The 16162-nt window shown below is 69.3% G+C and carries 16 protein-coding genes; 14 read left to right on the plus strand and 2 right to left on the minus strand.

The window, feature by feature from the left end; all coding sequences use genetic code 11:
• Positions 1-39 precede the first annotated feature (39 nt).
• The 4 genes from ileS to ndk are packed head-to-tail and all read left to right on the plus strand — an operon-like array spanning position 40 to position 5597.
• Positions 40-3417 (plus strand): isoleucine--tRNA ligase, encoded by a 3378-nt coding sequence (gene ileS / locus BLP38_RS03740; RefSeq protein WP_091353099.1) that lies wholly within the window; start codon positions 40-42, stop codon positions 3415-3417.
• Positions 3414-4766 (plus strand): bifunctional folylpolyglutamate synthase/dihydrofolate synthase, encoded by a 1353-nt coding sequence (locus BLP38_RS03745; RefSeq protein WP_091353102.1) that lies wholly within the window; start codon positions 3414-3416, stop codon positions 4764-4766. The genes ileS and BLP38_RS03745 overlap by 4 nt, the downstream gene beginning before the upstream one ends.
• Positions 4763-5179 carry a DUF4233 domain-containing protein gene (locus BLP38_RS03750; RefSeq protein ID WP_091353105.1) on the plus strand — a complete coding sequence of 139 codons (417 nt, stop codon included), beginning with the start codon at positions 4763-4765 and terminating at the stop codon, positions 5177-5179. The genes BLP38_RS03745 and BLP38_RS03750 overlap by 4 nt, the downstream gene beginning before the upstream one ends.
• Position 5180: 1 nt before the next feature.
• On the plus strand, positions 5181-5597 hold the full coding sequence (ndk, locus tag BLP38_RS03755; RefSeq protein WP_091353108.1) for a nucleoside-diphosphate kinase: 417 nt from the start codon (positions 5181-5183) through the stop codon (positions 5595-5597).
• Positions 5598-5648: 51 nt separating this feature from the next.
• On the opposite strand, the gene BLP38_RS03760 is transcribed toward ndk, so the two are convergent.
• Entirely contained in the window at positions 5649-6254 is a 606-nt protein-coding gene (locus tag BLP38_RS03760; RefSeq protein WP_091353112.1) for a vitamin K epoxide reductase family protein, read from the minus strand.
• A 300-nt stretch (positions 6255-6554) separates the two neighbouring features.
• Between BLP38_RS03760 and BLP38_RS03765 the strand changes: the two genes are divergently transcribed.
• Positions 6555-8912, plus strand: a complete 2358-nt coding sequence (locus BLP38_RS03765) for an Rne/Rng family ribonuclease (protein ID WP_091353115.1) — start codon at positions 6555-6557, stop codon at positions 8910-8912.
• A 9-nt stretch (positions 8913-8921) separates the two neighbouring features.
• On the opposite strand, the gene BLP38_RS03770 is transcribed toward BLP38_RS03765, so the two are convergent.
• A complete protein-coding gene (locus BLP38_RS03770) occupies positions 8922-9194 on the minus strand; it encodes a DUF4031 domain-containing protein (RefSeq protein ID WP_091353118.1) in 273 nt (90 codons plus the stop codon).
• A gap of 210 nt (positions 9195-9404) precedes the next feature.
• Here BLP38_RS03770 and rplU point away from each other — a divergent pair, with 210 nt between their 5' ends.
• From rplU to rsfS, 9 genes are all read left to right on the plus strand, one after another.
• On the plus strand, positions 9405-9713 hold the full coding sequence (rplU, locus tag BLP38_RS03775) for a 50S ribosomal protein L21 (RefSeq protein ID WP_165971349.1): 309 nt from the start codon (positions 9405-9407) through the stop codon (positions 9711-9713).
• Between the two features lie 21 nt (positions 9714-9734).
• Positions 9735-9992 (plus strand): 50S ribosomal protein L27, encoded by a 258-nt coding sequence (rpmA, locus tag BLP38_RS03780; RefSeq protein ID WP_064002214.1) that lies wholly within the window; start codon positions 9735-9737, stop codon positions 9990-9992.
• 93 nt (positions 9993-10085) lie between these two features.
• Positions 10086-11594 carry a GTPase ObgE gene (obgE, locus tag BLP38_RS03785; RefSeq protein ID WP_091353125.1) on the plus strand — a complete coding sequence of 503 codons (1509 nt, stop codon included), beginning with the start codon at positions 10086-10088 and terminating at the stop codon, positions 11592-11594.
• Complete coding sequence (proB, locus tag BLP38_RS03790; RefSeq protein WP_091353128.1) at positions 11591-12421, plus strand: glutamate 5-kinase; 831 nt, start codon at positions 11591-11593, stop codon at positions 12419-12421. Before obgE ends, proB begins: the two co-directional genes overlap by 4 nt.
• Before the next feature lie 38 nt (positions 12422-12459).
• The gene (locus tag BLP38_RS03795; RefSeq protein ID WP_091353131.1) at positions 12460-13719 is read left to right on the plus strand and encodes a glutamate-5-semialdehyde dehydrogenase; all 1260 of its coding nucleotides are present in this window, start codon (positions 12460-12462) and stop codon (positions 13717-13719) included.
• Between the two features lie 44 nt (positions 13720-13763).
• Entirely contained in the window at positions 13764-13988 is a 225-nt protein-coding gene (locus BLP38_RS03800) for a hypothetical protein (protein ID WP_091353133.1), read from the plus strand.
• Between the two features lie 10 nt (positions 13989-13998).
• Positions 13999-14595, plus strand: coding sequence for a nicotinate-nucleotide adenylyltransferase (gene nadD / locus BLP38_RS03805; protein WP_091359502.1), 597 nt, complete (start codon positions 13999-14001; stop codon positions 14593-14595).
• A complete protein-coding gene (locus tag BLP38_RS03810; RefSeq protein WP_091353136.1) occupies positions 14592-15743 on the plus strand; it encodes a hypothetical protein in 1152 nt (383 codons plus the stop codon). Before nadD ends, BLP38_RS03810 begins: the two co-directional genes overlap by 4 nt.
• The gene (rsfS, locus tag BLP38_RS03815) at positions 15743-16120 is read left to right on the plus strand and encodes a ribosome silencing factor (RefSeq protein ID WP_091353140.1); all 378 of its coding nucleotides are present in this window, start codon (positions 15743-15745) and stop codon (positions 16118-16120) included. Before BLP38_RS03810 ends, rsfS begins: the two co-directional genes overlap by 1 nt.
• The last annotated feature ends 42 nt before the right edge of the window (positions 16121-16162 follow it).

Genomic DNA, 16162 nt, shown 5'->3' on the forward strand with positions numbered 1-16162 from the left:
TCCGGATCGTCCTCGCAGGACCAGACCTGCAGGAGTGACATGACCTACCCCCGATCTTCCGCCTTCGGCCCCGCAGCCGATGCGCCCGCGGCCGTCGTCCCGAGCCCGCGCTTCCCCGACCTCGAGCGCGACATCCTCGCCTTCTGGGAGCAGGACGACACGTTCCGCGCGTCGATCGCGCAGCGCGACGGCGCCGACGAGTGGGTGTTCTACGACGGCCCGCCGTTCGCCAACGGCCTGCCGCACTACGGCCACCTCCTCACCGGGTATGCGAAGGACCTCTTCCCGCGCTTCCAGACGATGCGCGGCAAGAAGGTCGACCGCGTCTTCGGCTGGGACACGCACGGCCTTCCTGCCGAACTCGAGGCCATGAAGCAGCTCGGCATCACCGAGAAGAGCGAGATCGAGGAGATGGGGATCGCCGCCTTCAACGCGAAGGCGCGCTCGTCCGTCCTCGAGTACACGCAGGAGTGGGAGAACTACGTCACCCGCCAAGCGCGGTGGGTCGACTTCGAGCGCGGCTACAAGACGCTCGACACCGGGTACATGGAATCCGTCCTCTGGGCCTTCAAGGAGCTCCACGACAAGGACCTCGCCTACGAGGGTCACCGCGTGCTGCCGTACTGCTGGCGCGACGAGACCCCCCTCTCGAACCACGAGCTGCGCATGGACGACGACGTCTACAAGATGCGCCAGGACCCGTCCGTGACGGTGACCTTCCCGCTCGTCGGCGCGAAGGCCGAGGCTCTGGGACTCACCGCGGTCCGGGCCCTCGCCTGGACGACGACTCCGTGGACCCTCCCGACCAACCTCGCGCTCGCCGTCGGCCCCGACATCGAGTACGTCGTCCTCCCGGGCGGACCCACGGGAGCAGCCGATGTCCACGAGGACGCCCTCGAGGGCCAGTCGCACCGCTACCTGCTGGCCGCGGACCTGCTCGCGAACTACGCGAAGGACCTCGGCTACGCCTCCGCCGACGAGGCCCGCGACGCCGTCGACCAGACCGTCCGCGGAGCGGAGCTCGCCGACGTCGCCTACGACCGGCTCTTCGACTACTACGCCGACGAGGAGACCTGGGGCACCCAGCACGCCTGGCGCATCCTCGTCGACGACTACGTCACGACGACCGACGGCACGGGCATCGTCCACCAGGCCCCGGCCTACGGTGAGGACGACCAGCGCGTGACGGGGGCCGCCGGCATCCCGCTCATCATGAGCCTCGACGACGGCGGACGCTTCCTGCCGCAGGTGACCGACGTCGCCGGCGAACTGTGGATGGACGCCAACCGCCCCCTCATCCGCCTGCTGAAGGCCGAGGGGCGCCTCCTGCGCGAGGCGTCGTACGAGCACTCGTACCCGCACTGCTGGCGCTGCCGGAACCCTCTCATCTACAAGGCCGTCTCGAGCTGGTTCGTCCGGGTCACCTCGATCAAGGACCGCCTCGTCGAGCTCAACGAGCAGATCACCTGGGCGCCCGACAACGTCAAGCACGGTCAGTTCGGCAAGTGGCTCGAGGGTGCGCGCGACTGGTCGATCAGCCGCAACCGGTTCTGGGGGTCGCCGATCCCGGTGTGGAAGAGCGACGACCCCGAGTACCCCCGCGTCGACGTCTACGGCTCGCTCGAGGACCTCGAGCGCGACTTCGGCCGGCTGCCGGTCAACGAGGCGGGCGAGGTCGACCTGCACCGCCCCTTCATCGACGACCTGACCCGTCCGAACCCCGACGACCCGACGGGTCAGTCGACGATGCGCCGCATCGAGGACGTCTTCGACGTGTGGTTCGACTCCGGGTCGATGCCGTACGCGCAGGTGCACTACCCCTTCGAGAACCGCGAGTGGTTCGACGAGCACGCCCCCGCCGACTTCATCGTCGAGTACATCGGGCAGACCCGCGGCTGGTTCTACGTGATGCACGTCCTGTCAGGCGCGCTGTTCGACCGCCCCGCGTTCTCGGGTGTCGCCTGTCACGGCATCGTGCTCGGCAGCGACGGGCAGAAGATGTCGAAGTCTCTGCGCAACTACCCCGACGTCAGCGAGGTGTTCGACCGCGACGGCTCCGACGCGATGCGCTGGTTCCTCATGAGCTCGTCGGTCCTCCGCGGCGGCAACCTCGTCGTCACCGAGGAGGGCATCCGCTCCGGTGTCCGCGAGTTCCTGCTGCCGCTGTGGAACGCGTGGTACTTCTTCTCGACGTACGCGAACGCGGCGGGCGGCCCCGACGGTGCCGGCTACGAGGCGCGTCGTCGGACGGACTCGACGAACGTCCTCGACCGCCACATCCTCGCGCTCACGGGCGATCTCGTCCGGGGCGTCGCCGCCGACCTCGAGGCGCTCGACTCGACGATGGCGGCCGCGAAGCTCCGCGAGTTCACCGAGGCGCTGACCAACTGGTACATCCGGCGCTCGCGCGACCGGTTCTGGGTGGGGGTGGATGCCGCCGACCCGACCACGACCGAGGCGTTCGACACGCTCTACACGGTGCTCGAGACGCTCACCCGCGTCGCGGCTCCGCTCATCCCGCTCGTGTCCGAGCGCGTCTGGCAGGGTCTCACCGGCGGGCGCAGCGTCCACCTCGAGGACTGGCCGGACGCCGATGAGTTCGCTCCGGCATCCGACATCCGCGTGGCGATGGACACCGTCCGCGAGGTCTCGTCCGTCGCGAACGCCCTCCGCAAGAAGGAGGGCAAGCGCGTGCGTCTGCCGCTCGCGAACCTCACGGTCGCGGTGGGCGGTGCCGACGCGCTCGCGCAGTTCGAGGACATCGTGCGCGAGGAGCTCAACGTCAAGGCCGTTCAGGTCGTCGAGCTCACCGACGGCCTGGCAGAGCAGTACGGCATCAGCCAGCGCCTCGCCGTCAACGCTCGCGCGGCAGGTCCCCGCCTCGGCAAGCAGGTGCAGCACGTCATCAAGGGCGCCAAGGCGGGCCTGTGGAGCGAGCAGGACGGCGTGGTCGTCGTCGACGGCATCGCACTCGAGCCGGGCGAGTACGACCTCACGCTCGAGGCGGGCGGCGTCGCCGAGGGCACCGCGATCGCGCTCCTGCCGCGCGGCGGATTCGTGCTGCTCGACACCACCACGACGCCCGAGCTCGAGGCAGAAGGTCTCGCGCGCGACGTCATCCGCGCCGTGCAGGACGCCCGTAAGGCGGCCGGCTTCGAGGTGAGCGACCGCATCGCGCTGCAGCTCACGTTCGACGACACCGGCGACGCCGAGGCGGTCGCCGCCGCGTTCGACGTGGCCGACGTCGCGGGGGAGACCCTCGCGGTTGCCGACCTCGTCGCCACCGCCGACGGCGACACCCTGCGCGGCGAGGCTCTGCGCTCGACGCCGGAGCACACGGCATCCGTCCCCGTCGGCACGTACGCGAACGCCGGCTCCTTCACGATCGGCGTGCGCCGGATCGGAGCGACCTCATGAGCGACCGGACACGAGCGGACGCCGTCTACGCGGCGCTCCTGGAGCGGCAGGGCGAGCGGTGGGTCGAACCCCGCGTCGAACGCACCCGCCGTGCGCTGGAACTCCTCGGCGACCCGCAGCGGACCTACCGCGTCATCCATGTGACGGGAACGAACGGCAAGACCTCGACGAGTCGCATCGCCGAGTCGATCGTCCGTGCTCACGGGCTTCGGACCGGGCTCTTCACGAGCCCGCACCTGGAGCGTTTCACGGAACGGATCATGGTCGACGGCGAGCCCATCGCCGATGCCGCGATCGCGGACGCATGGGATGAGATCGCGCCCATCGTCGCGCTCGTCGACGAAGAGCTCGACGGCACGGACGAGCCTCCGCTGACCTTCTTCGAGCTGCTCACCGTGCTCGCCTTCGTCGCGTTCGCCGACGCCCCCGTCGACGTCGCGGTGATCGAAGTGGGCATGGGCGGTGCGTGGGACTCGACGAACACCGCCGACGGCGACGTCGCGGTGTTCGCGCCGATCGACATCGACCACGCCGACAAGCTCGGCGACACGATCGGCGAGATCGCCACCGTGAAGTCCGGCATCATCAAGCCGAACGCCGCCGTGGTGTCTGCGGCCCAGCAGACCGCGGCGCTCAGCGTGCTGACGACGGCTGCGCGAGCTCAGGGTGCGTCGCTGGCGGTCGAGGGGGAGCAGTTCGGTCTGCTCGACCAGAAGCTCGCCGTCGGCGGTCAGCTGCTGACCGTCCGCGGACTCGCGGCCACGTACGACGAGCTCTACCTGCCCCTGTACGGCGCGCACCAGGGTCACAACGCCGCGTTGGCGGTCGCCGCCGTCGAGTCCCTCATCGGTGGCGGGTCGCAGCCCATCGCCGCCGACGTGCTCGCCGACGGGCTCGGCAACGTGACCTCGCCGGGACGTCTCCAGCTCGTCGGCATCGCGCCCACCGTCCTCGTCGACAGTGCGCACAACCCGCACGGAGCCCGCTCGCTGGTCGCGGCCCTCGGCGACTCGTTCGATTTCGACGACTGGGGTCTCGTGCTCGGCGCCTTCGCCGACAAGGACGTCGCGGGGATCGTGCAGACGCTCGCCCCCGCGGTCGCGCACGTGTTCGCGACCGCTCCGGAGTCCGACCGGGCGGAGGAGCCGGATGCCGTCGCCGACCTCGTCGAGCAGACCGAGACACCCGTCACGGTCCACCGCGACCTCGCCGAGGCGGCCGAGGCGGCACGCGCGTGGGCGGCGGAATCCGACCGCCGTGCCGTGGTGATCGCCGGCAGCGTCGTGCTCGCCGGGGAGGCCGTCGTGCTCGCCGAAGCGGAGGACTGGAAGTCGGGGTACCGTTCGTGAGCCGTCAGCCCCGTCCGCGACGACAGCCCCGTCCGCGACGACAGCGCGGCGCGCGCGAGTCGCTCCTCTCGGTGATCCTCGGCTTCGAGTCGATCGTCGCGTTCCTGGCAGGTCTCGCCGTCTACGGCCTGCGTGCCCTTCCCGCAGGCATCGAGCCGTGGTGGGGGATCGTCGGCGGCGCGGTCCTCGGTGTCGTCATGATCATCCTCAGCGGGTTCACGCGCTACCGCTGGGGTGTCATCGCGGGCTTCGCCCTGCAGGTCCTCATCGCTCTCGGTGCGTTCCTCGTGCCGGCGCTCCTGATCGCCGCCGCCGTTTTCGGCGCGCTGTACGTGTATGGCACCATCAAGGGCGGCGCGCTCGACGAGCGCAACGCCACACTCGCCGCCGAGGCGGAGAAGAACGGAGACTGACATGGCCACCGAACAGACACTCGTCCTCGTGAAGCCCGACGGCGTCGCGCGCGGGCTGACCGGCGCGATCCTCGCCCGCATCGAGGCGAAGGGGTACTCGCTCGTCGACATCCGCCTCGTGGAGCCGGACCGCGAACGCCTCGAGCAGCACTACGCCGAGCACGAGGGCAAGCCGTTCTACGAGCCGCTGCTGGAGTTCATGATGTCCGGGCCGTCCGTGGCGATCCGCCTCGCCGGCAACCGCGTCATCGAGGGCTTCCGCTCGCTCGCGGGGACCACCGACCCGACCACGGCAGCGCCCGGCACGATCCGTGGCGACTTCGGTCGCGATTGGGGCCTGGCCGTGCAGCAGAACCTCGTCCACGGCAGCGACAGCGTCGAATCCGCGAACCGCGAACTCGCGATCTGGTTCGACTGACGATCGATCCGCATGCGCCCGTCACGGCTCCGGGGCGGGCGCATCGTCGTCTCAGCGGGTGAACTCCGCGATCCAGTCCAGGCGCACCTGAGCGATGACACCGACGACGGCGAATGCGACGATCGCCATCAGCGGTGTCCACGCCATCAGCGCGTCGGCCCGGCGCCGAATGGCTGCGGATGCCGGTATCGCGCCCTCCCTGACGAGGTGGACGGCCACGGCGAAGAACGTCGGGATCGTGACCGACCACGTCACCATGCACCACGGGCAGAGGGTCGCGAGCACGAAGATGCTCTGCGTGATGAGCCACAGCACGAAGGCGAACGCGGCGGTCACCCCGAGCCCGAACAGCAGCCAGAACCACCGCGCGAACCGTGCCCCCGCCAGGAGCGCCGCACCCACCACGATCGGGGCGACCCAGCCGGTGAGACCGAGGATCGGGTTCGGGAATCCGAACACCGATCCCTGCGCCGAATCGAGGTTCTTCCCGCACTGGACCAGGATGCTGATGTCGCAGGATGCCGAGGAGCCGGGGTTTTCGAGGAGCGAGAACTTCTCGGTGGTCAGCGCGAACGCGGCGATCCATCCCACGACACCGGCGAAGATCAGCCAGATGGCGAAGACGGTCGGGCGGGGAGAGCGGGTCCGCGTGGTCATGCGGGCGATTATCGCACCGGGACTGATCGGTCCTCTGACCACCCGGCCGTGCATATCGGAGGCCTGCGGTCACGGTTTCACCCCGGGTAGTGGGATAATGGGGGTCGACGTCCTCGCGGCCGCGCCGCCAAGATGTCACCAGAAGACTTCGGGCTATCGACGCCCGCGCAGCATCACCCCGCCGAGTGTGCGGGGATCGGCTGCAGACCGAATGAGTTCGCGGCACCCCCGACAACGGAGCGGCGCCGCCCGATTTTCGCCGGACGGCACGCGGGGCCGTCGGCTAGGAGTAGGCCAGAGATGGCAGATGAGAAGAACGACACAGCAGCATCCGATGCGATCGACGGCGATCTGACGCCCGAGACGAGCGAGCAGACGGAGCAGGCCGCGGAGATCACCCCGGCACCCGTCGCTGAGGCACCGGACGAGACTGCGGCTGAGGCGCCGGCCGCTCAGCCGGATGGTGTGGCCGAGCCCGAGCAGGTCGCGGAGCCCGAGCAGGTCGCCGAGGCTGAGGCGGTCGCTGAGCCCGAGGCGCCCGCGGAGCCCCAGCAGGACGCCGAGCCCGAGGCGCCCACTGAGCCCGAGATCCCGACAGCGGTCAGCTTGGGCCTGCTTCCGGAGCAGTTCGTCTCGGCCGTGTCGACCGCTCTGCACTTCTACGCGCCCGAGGTCGCCCCGTTGCCGGCGCTGCCCAGGGATGAGAGCGAGCGCGAGGACCGCGAGGAGGCCGGAGCCGAGGCATCCGGTGGATCCCGCCGTCGCAATCGTCGCCGTGGCGGCGGCAGCGCCCCTGAGCAGAGCGACGAGCCCGCCGGGCCCCGTCGCCGTGCCGTCGAGGTCATCACCGAACCGCAGCGGATCAAGGGTTCCACGCGGCTCGAGGCCAAGAAGCAGCGTCGTCGAGATGGACGCGAGGCCGGCCGTCGCCGCGCCGTCGTCACCGAGGCCGAGTTCCTCGCCCGGCGCGAGTCCGTCGACCGCGACATGATCGTCCGTTCGCGCGGCGGCCGCATTCAGATCGGCGTGCTCGAGGACAACGTCCTCGTCGAGCACTACGTCGCCCGCAACCAGGACGCATCGCTCATCGGCAACGTGTACCTCGGTCGTGTGCAGAACGTCCTCCCCAGCATGGAGGCCGCCTTCGTCGATATCGGTCGGGGCCGTAACGCCGTGCTGTACTCCGGCGAGGTCGATTGGGATGCCGTCGAGACGGGCAACCAGCCCCGCCGCATCGAGCTCGCCCTCAAGTCCGGCGACCGCGTCCTCGTGCAGGTCACGAAGGACCCCGTGGGTCACAAGGGCGCCCGCCTGACGAGCCAGATCTCGCTTCCGGGGCGGTACCTCGTGTACGTGCCGGGCGGTGCCATGAACGGCATTTCGCGCAAGCTCCCCGATACCGAGCGGGCGCGTCTGAAGAAGATCCTCAAGGAGGTCCTGCCGGAGTCCTCGGGCGTCATCGTCCGAACGGCGGCGGAAGGCGCCACCGAGGAGCAGCTGACGCGCGACGTCCAGCGTCTCACCTCGCAGTGGGAGCACATCAGCGCGCAGGCCCAGACGGGCCAGGCTCCGGCCCTCCTGCACTCCGAGCCCGACCTCCTGGTCAAGATCGTCCGCGACGTCTTCAACGAGGACTTCCGCAAGATGCTCATCCAGGGCGACGAGGCGTACGACACCATCACGTCGTATCTGACGGGCGTCGCTCCCGACCTGCTCGAGCGCATCGAGAAGTACGAGGGCGAGCAGGACCCGTTCGACGTCTTCCGCGTCACGGAGCAGATCGAGAAGGCGCTGGACCGCAAGGTGTGGCTGCCCTCCGGCGGTTCCCTCGTGATCGACCGCACCGAGGCGATGACGGTCGTCGACGTCAACACCGGCAAGTTCGTCGGCACCGGCGGAAACCTCGAAGAGACGGTCACGAAGAACAACCTCGAGGCCGCGGAGGAGATCGTCCGCCAGCTGCGCCTTCGCGACATCGGCGGCATCATCGTCGTCGACTTCATCGACATGGTGCTCGAGTCCAACCGAGACCTCGTCCTCCGTCGCCTCGTCGAGTGCCTGAGCCGCGACCGGACGAAGCACCAGGTCGCCGAGGTCACGTCGCTCGGCCTTGTGCAGATGACCCGCAAGAAGATCGGCCTGGGCCTGCTCGAGACCTTCAGCGAGGCGTGCGAGGTGTGCGCCGGCCGCGGCGTCATCGTCCACCACGACCCCGTCGTCAAGCACCGCTCCTCGGGCGGCGACCGCGGCAACGGCAACGGTGGCAACGGGAACAACCGTCGGCCGCGTCAGAACGGCGGAGCGTCGCAGAGCCAGGGCGGCGGAAACGCTCCCGCAGCCCCGGGGCACACGCACGTCATCACGGAGGGTGTGAAGTCGGCGCTCGCGCAGATCGCGGCATCCACCATCCAGCCTCACGAAGAGGCTGCTGCCGCGGCCGTGGAAGAACCCGTCGCCGCGGAGCGTCCCGAGCGGGCGAAGCGTCCCCGTCGCAAGAAGGCCGACTCGGCACCCAAGAGTGACGCCGACCGACTCCTCGACTCGGTGCTCGAGGCTCTTCCGGAGCCGAAGGCGCCCGGTCAGGGCCGTGCGCGCCGGCGCGTCACGACCGCTGCCCTCACGGGTACGCCGGTCCAGACCGCGTCGAACGAGGACTGACCTCGCCCGTCACTGCCCGCGACGTTCGCGGGCGGTGACGCGCAGGCCCGAAGCGATCAGACGCCGCACCAGCTCGTGCGCTCCGACGCGCTCCGCGCCGCCTGCGACCAGCCTGTCGATCACGTCTTCGGGCACGTCGTAGTGATCGCGGTCGAATGCGCGGGGCGGGATGCCGTGCCCCGCCGCGAATGCGTGGAGCTCGGCGAGGTCGCTGTCCGAGACCAGGTGGGCCCAGAGCTTGCCGTGGGCGGGCCACATCGCGGAGTCGACGAGGATGGCCATCCGCCGATCATAAGCGGGCACGGGAACGCACGGACGGGCACGGCGCGCCGGGCCGCGCTTTTGCCCTCACTGCGGGGATCGGGTATTCTGGTCCCTTGGTGCGTCACGTGTCGCAGGCAGTTGCGATGCAGAGCCTGGCTTCCGCACCATGACTTCCAGTCTCATCAGACAATCGGAGCCGTGCGCTCCACAGAAGAAACAAGGTGTGAAGTGGTTTACGCAGTTGTGCGCGCCGGTGGCCGTCAGGAGAAGGTTCAGGTCGGCACCATCGTCGTCCTCGACCGTCAGTCGGCCAAGGTCGGCGACAAGATCGAGCTCCCCGCCGTCCTGTTCGTCGACGGCGACGCCGTGACGACCGACGCCGACAAGCTCGCCAAGGTCAAGGTCACCGCCGAGGTCCTCGGTGAAGAGCGCGGCCCGAAGATCATCATCCAGAAGTTCAAGAACAAGACCGGCTACAAGAAGCGCCAGGGCCACCGTCAGGACCTCACGCGCGTCAAGATCACCGGCATCAAGTAAGCAGCCGAGAGGACACGAGAGATGGCACACAAAAAGGGCGCAAGCTCCACCCGTAACGGTCGTGACTCCAACGCACAGCGCCTCGGCGTGAAGCGCTTCGGTGGTCAGCAGGTCCTCGCCGGCGAGATCATCGTCCGCCAGCGCGGTACCCACTTCCACCCCGGCGCCGGTGTCGGCCGCGGTGGCGACGACACGCTGTTCGCTCTGGCCGCCGGTGCGGTCGAGTTCGGCACGAAGGGCGGCCGTAAGGTCGTCAACATCGTGTCGGTCGCTGAGTGACCACACACATTCCTTGACGAGGGGCGGGCTACGGCCCGCCCCTCGCTCTTTCCCCGCCGACGTTCGTCGGCCCCCCCTGTCAGGAGACACCGCATGGTGACGTTCGTTGATCGCGTGACGCTGCATTTGAGCGCCGGCAAGGGCGGCAACGGATGCGTGTCGGTGAAGCGCGAGAAGTTCAAGCCCCTCGCCGGTCCTGACGGCGGGAACGGCGGTCACGGCGGCGACGTCATCCTGGTCTCCGACCCTCAGGTGACGACGCTCCTGTCGTACCATCACTCTCCGCACCGTTCCGCAGGCAACGGCGGTTTCGGCATGGGCGATCACCGCTCCGGCGCCCAGGGCGAGGCCCTCGAACTCCCGGTCCCGGTCGGTACGGTCGTCAAGGACGAGACGGGTGAGCTCCTCGTCGACATGGCGACGCCCGGCATCCGCTTCGTCGTCGCCCCCGGCGGCCAGGGCGGTCTCGGCAACGCTGCCCTCGCGAACCCCAAGCGCAAGGCGCCGGGATTCGCGCTGCTCGGGACCCCGGGGTGGATCGGTGACGTTCAGCTCGAGCTGAAGACCGTCGCCGATGTGGCCCTGGTGGGCTTCCCGTCCGCCGGCAAGTCGAGCCTCATCGCCGCGATCTCGGCAGCCCGCCCGAAGATCGCCGATTACCCCTTCACGACGCTCCACCCGAACCTCGGTGTCGTCCAGGCCGGTGACGCGCGCTACACGGTGGCCGACGTCCCGGGCCTGATCGAAGGCGCGAGCGAGGGCAAGGGCCTCGGCCTCGAGTTCCTCCGCCACGTCGAGCGCTGCACGGCCCTCGTGCACGTGCTCGACTGCGCGACGCTGGAGCCCGGCCGCGACCCGATCAGCGACCTCGACGTGATCCTCGCGGAGCTCGCCGCCTACCCCGTCCCCGAGGGGCAGATCCCGCTCCTGGAGCGCCCGCAGCTCGTCGCGCTGAACAAGCTCGACGTGCCCGAGGCGAAGGATCTCGCCGATCTCGTGCGCCCCGAGCTCGAGGCCCGCGGATTCCGCGTCTTCGACATCTCCACCGTCAGCCGCGACGGCCTCCGTCAGTTGACCTTCGCACTGGGTGAGATCGTCGAGGAGCACCGTGCCGCGCTGGCCGCGGCGCCCGCTCCCGAGCGCGTTGTCATCCGGCCGCAGGGATCGAAGAAGGATTTCGAGATCCGCGTCGAGGGCGGCACCTACGGCAACATCTACCGCATCCTGGGCGACAAGCCGGTGCGGTGGGTGCAGCAGACGGACTTCCAGAACGAAGAGGCCGTCGGCTTCCTGGCCGACCGCCTCGAGAAGCTCGGCGTCGAGGACGGCCTCTTCAAGGCCGGCGCTCAGGCCGGATCGACGGTCGTCATCGGCCCCGGTGACGGCATCGTCTTCGACTGGCACCCGTCGCTCGGCTCCGCCGCCGAGGTCATGACCGCGCCGCGTGGCACCGACCCGCGTCTCGACCTGAACCCCCGTCGCACGACCTCGCAGCGCCGTGATCGCTATCACGAGCGCATGGATGCCAAGGCCGAAGCGCGCGCCGAACTCGAGTCCGAGCGGATCGCCGCGACTCGCGGGGAGGACGAGGACGAGTCGTGACGCTGCAGGACCGTGCCGGCCTCGCCGGCGCACGTCGCGTCGTCGTCAAGGTCGGCTCATCGTCGATCAGTGGTGAGAACGCGGAGAAGATCGGGCCGATCGTCGATGCCCTCGCCGAGGCGCATGCACGCGGGACCGAGGTCGTCCTGGTGTCGTCCGGTGCGATCGCGACCGGCATGCCGTTCCTGCTGCTCGACGCCCGCCCGAGCGACCTCGCGACGCAGCAGGCCGCCGCGGCCGTCGGTCAGAACGTTCTGATCTACCGCTACCAGGAAGCCCTCCGCCCCTTCGACATCGTGGCCGGCCAGGTCCTGCTCACGGCGGGAGACCTCGAGAACCCGACGCACCGCTCCAACGCGCGGCGGGCGATGGAGCGGCTGCTGGGCCTGCGCATCCTCCCGATCGTCAACGAGAACGACACCGTCGCCACCCACGAGATCCGTTTCGGCGACAACGACCGGCTGGCGGCCCTCGTCGCACAGCTCGTCGGCGCCGACGCCCTCGTGCTCCTGAGCGACATCGAGACGCTGTACACGCGTCCACCGGACGAACCGGGTGCTGAGCCGATCATCGACGTCGCCTTCGGTGACGACCTCTCCGGCTTCCAGTTCGGCTCCGTCGTCGTGAACAGCGTCGGCACCGGGGGAGCGGCGACGAAAGCCTCCGCTGCGCGCCTCGCGTCCGCGGCGGGCATCGCCGTCCTCGTCACGAGCGCCGACCTCGTGCACTCCGCGCTCCGCGGCGAGCAGGTCGGCACGTGGTTCGCCCCCAACCCGCACCCCGCGGCTCCGACCACGACGGCGCCTGTCCGGGTCGACGGCGCCTGACGGCTGAGGCGGCCAGCCGCCCGCCCTAGACTTGGCGGATGACCATCACCGCCGCAACGCCGCAGGAGCGCATGCAGTCGGCTCGGACCGCTTCCCGCTCCGTCGGGCTGTTGACGGATGCCGTCAAGGCCGGCGTCCTGCGGGGGCTCGCCGATGCGATCGACGCGAACGTCGACCTCATCGTCTCGGCCAACGCCGAGGATGTGGCCCGAGGTCGAGACGATGGCCTCACGACGGGTCTCATCGACCGGCTCACCCTCGACCCGGCCCGTGTGCGCGCCCTGGCCACCGCCGTCCGCGACGTCGCCGACCTCCCCGACCCGGTCGGCCGCGTGCTCGATGACCGCGTCCTCGACAACGGTCTGCACCTCCAGAAGGTGTCGGTGCCGTTCGGGGTGATCGGCTCGATCTACGAAGCTCGTCCGAATGTGACCGTCGACATCGCCGCGCTCGCGCTGCGCTCCGGGAACGCCGTGGTCCTCCGCGGTGGCAGTGCGGCGCAGTCCTCGAATGCGGCGCTCATCTCGGTCATGCGCGGCGCCCTCGCGGACGCCGGCGTCGACCCCGAGGCGATCCAGACAGTGGACGACTTCGGTCGCGATGGTGCGCGGGCCCTCATGCGGGCGCGCGGCCTCGTCGACGTCCTCGTGCCCCGTGGCAGCGCGCAGCTCATCGAGACCGTCGTGACGGAGTCGTCGGTGCCCGTCATCGAGACGGGTGCGGGTGTCGTGCACATTGTGCTGGACGCGTCTGCCCCGCTCGAGTGGGCGACGGACATCGCCGTCAACGCGAAGGTCCAGCGGCCGAGTGTCTGCAACGCCGTCGAGACCCTGCTCGTGCACCGCGACGCCGCGACGCGCTTGGTCCCGCCGGTCGTCGCCGCGCTCCAGGAGCGAGGGGTCACGGTTCACGGCGACGCCGAGGTCGCCGCGCTGGCATCCGATGTCGTCCCCGCGACCGAGGACGACTGGGCGACCGAGCACATGAGCCTCGACATCTCGATCCGCGTCGTCGACGGTCTCGACGACGCCCTCGCGCACATCCGGCGCTACTCCACGCAGCACACCGAGTCGATCATCACGACGGACGACGGGATCGCCGAACGTTTCCTCGCCGAAGTGGATGCCGCCGTCGTCATGGTCAACGCGTCCACCAGGTTCACCGACGGTGGCGAATTCGGGTTCGGCGCAGAGGTCGGCATCTCGACGCAGAAACTCCATGCGCGGGGACCCATGGGGCTGCCCGAGCTCACCACGATGAAGTGGCTCGCGCGGGGCGCCGGGCAGATCCGGTCCTGACCACCTAAACTGTTTCTGCACCCGACCCCTCGAACGGAGCCCGAATGAACTTCGCGACGACCATCGTCCGCGCCGCAGCCGAGACCGAGCACCACGGTGGCAACGTCATGGCCACGACCTTCGGGTACGGCATCGTCGCGTTCGTGCTGTTCCTGCTCCTCGGACTCGTGACCCTGTCGTACCGCAACGTGGCCAACCGCCACGCACACAAGGCCGAGGCGTACGCCGCGAAGAACCCCGTGCAGCAGGCGGGCCACGGCCACCACTGAGGCCGTGTCGATGGCAACCACGCGCGCACCGCGCATCGGTGTGATGGGCGGCACGTTCGACCCGATCCATCACGGGCACCTCGTGGCGGCCAGCGAGGTCGCGCAGTCGTTCGGGCTGGACGAGGTCATCTTCGTCCCCACCGGTGAGCCGTGGCAGAAGTCGGGCGTCTCGTCCGCCGAGCACCGGTATCTGATGACCGTCATCGCGACGGCATCCAACCCGATGTTCACCGTCAGTCGCGTGGACGTCGACCGGACCGGCAAGACGTACACGATCGACACCTTGCGGGACCTGAAGAAGCAGCGGCCGGATGCCGACCTCTTCTTCATCACCGGAGCGGACGCCATCGCGCAGATCCTCGGTTGGCGCGACGTCGCGGAGCTGTGGGACCTGGCGCACTTCGTCGCGGTGTCCCGTCCGGGGCACACCCTGAACGTCGAAGGGCTCCCGTCCGACGACGTGAGCAAGCTCGAGATCCCGGCTCTGTCGATCTCCTCCACCGACTGCCGCGCTCGCGTGCGCCGCGGACACCCCGTCTGGTACCTCGTCCCCGACGGCGTCGTCCAATACATTGCGAAGCATCACCTGTATCGGAGCAAGGCATGAGTACACCAGACCAGCCGGGCACTCCGCCGCTCACACGGCGCCAGCTGCGCGAACTGCGCAACACGGCATCCACGCCCATCATCACCCCCGAAGAGGCCCAGGCGGATGCCGACGCCTCGGACGCCGCAGCGGAAGAAGCTGCTGCCGCTGCAGTGGAGCAGGAGGTCGAGGTCGCGCCTGAGCGGACCCCCGTTGCTCTCGCGGACGATGCCGAGCTCGACCCGGATGCGCACCCTGTCAGCCGCCGCCAGGCGCGGTACCTCGCGAAGATGCGAACCGGCGCCGTGGACGTCCTCCCCTCGGAGCCCGAGACGGGCGAGGTCGCGACGACGGATGCCGAGCCGTCGGAGTCCGACGAGTCTCACACCGATGTGGGCGAAGTCGAGTCGTCCGAGCCTGTCGTCGAGGATGAGCCTGTCGTCGAGGATGAGCCTGTCGTCGAGGATGAGCCTGTCGTCGAGGATGAGCCTGTCGTCGAGGATGAGCCTGTCGTCGAGGATGAGCCTGTCGTCGAGGATGAGCCTGTCGTCGAGGATGAGCCTGTCGTCGAGGATGAGCCTGTCGTCGAGGACGAGCCTGTCGTGGAGGACGAGCCTGTCGTCGAGGACGAACAGGCTGACGCGGAGGAAGCCGCGGATGATGCGGAGCGGACGCCCGTCATCGCCCCGGAGCTCGGAGCGCAGCTGCTCGAGGAAGGGGCGGCCCCGGTCGAGCTTCCGCCATCGTTCGACCAGCTCCTGACCCGAGGGGGGAGCGGTTCCGCCTCGGCGCCGAATGCCCTCATCCTGTCTCAGACGCCCGAGACCGGCTCGTTGTCGGTACCCATTCTCGGAACCGGTGAGCTGATCATCACCGGCAGCTACGCACTTCCCGAGAGCTTCGGCTCCACGGGAGTCGGGCCGGGGAACTCTGATGGCAAGGATGCGGACGCCGCCCTCATCGACGGCGAGCTGCCCCCGGCATCCTCACCCACGCCGATCGCCGCGTCGTCGGCGATCAGTACCATTAAGAGTGCGGATGAGATCATCCGCCCTCCGGCGCCCGAAAAGGGCAGCCGTCTCATCATGACCCTCGCGATCTGCGCCGGTGCCCTCGGACTGGCCCTCGCGACGGTGCTCATCCTCACCCTTGTGAACGGAAACTTCTGATGGTTGCTGCAGAGCACACGCACGAACTCGTCCAGGTGGCCGCGGCCGCCGCAGACAGCAAGGGCGGCACGGACTTCGTCGCCTTCGATGTGTCGGGCCCCCTTCCGCTGATCGATGCCTTCCTCCTCGTCACCGGTAACAGTGAGCGCAACGTCGCCGCCATCGCCGACGAGGTCGAGGACAAGATGCTCGACGCAGGCCAGAAGCGTCTGCGCCGTGAGGGACGCGACGAGTCGCGCTGGGTCCTCCTCGACTTCGGCGACCTCGTCGTCCACGTCTTCCACGAGGAGGAGCGCGTGTTCTACGGGCTCGAGCGCCTGTGGAAGGACTGCCCGATCATCCCCGTGACGATCGCGGAGCCCACCCCGAGCGAGTGACATCGTCGCCTCGTGTTCAGAGCACTCCTCCGCGTGTAGTAA

The organism is Microbacterium sp. LKL04, assembly GCF_900102005.1.
GTDB lineage: Bacteria > Actinomycetota > Actinomycetes > Actinomycetales > Microbacteriaceae > Microbacterium.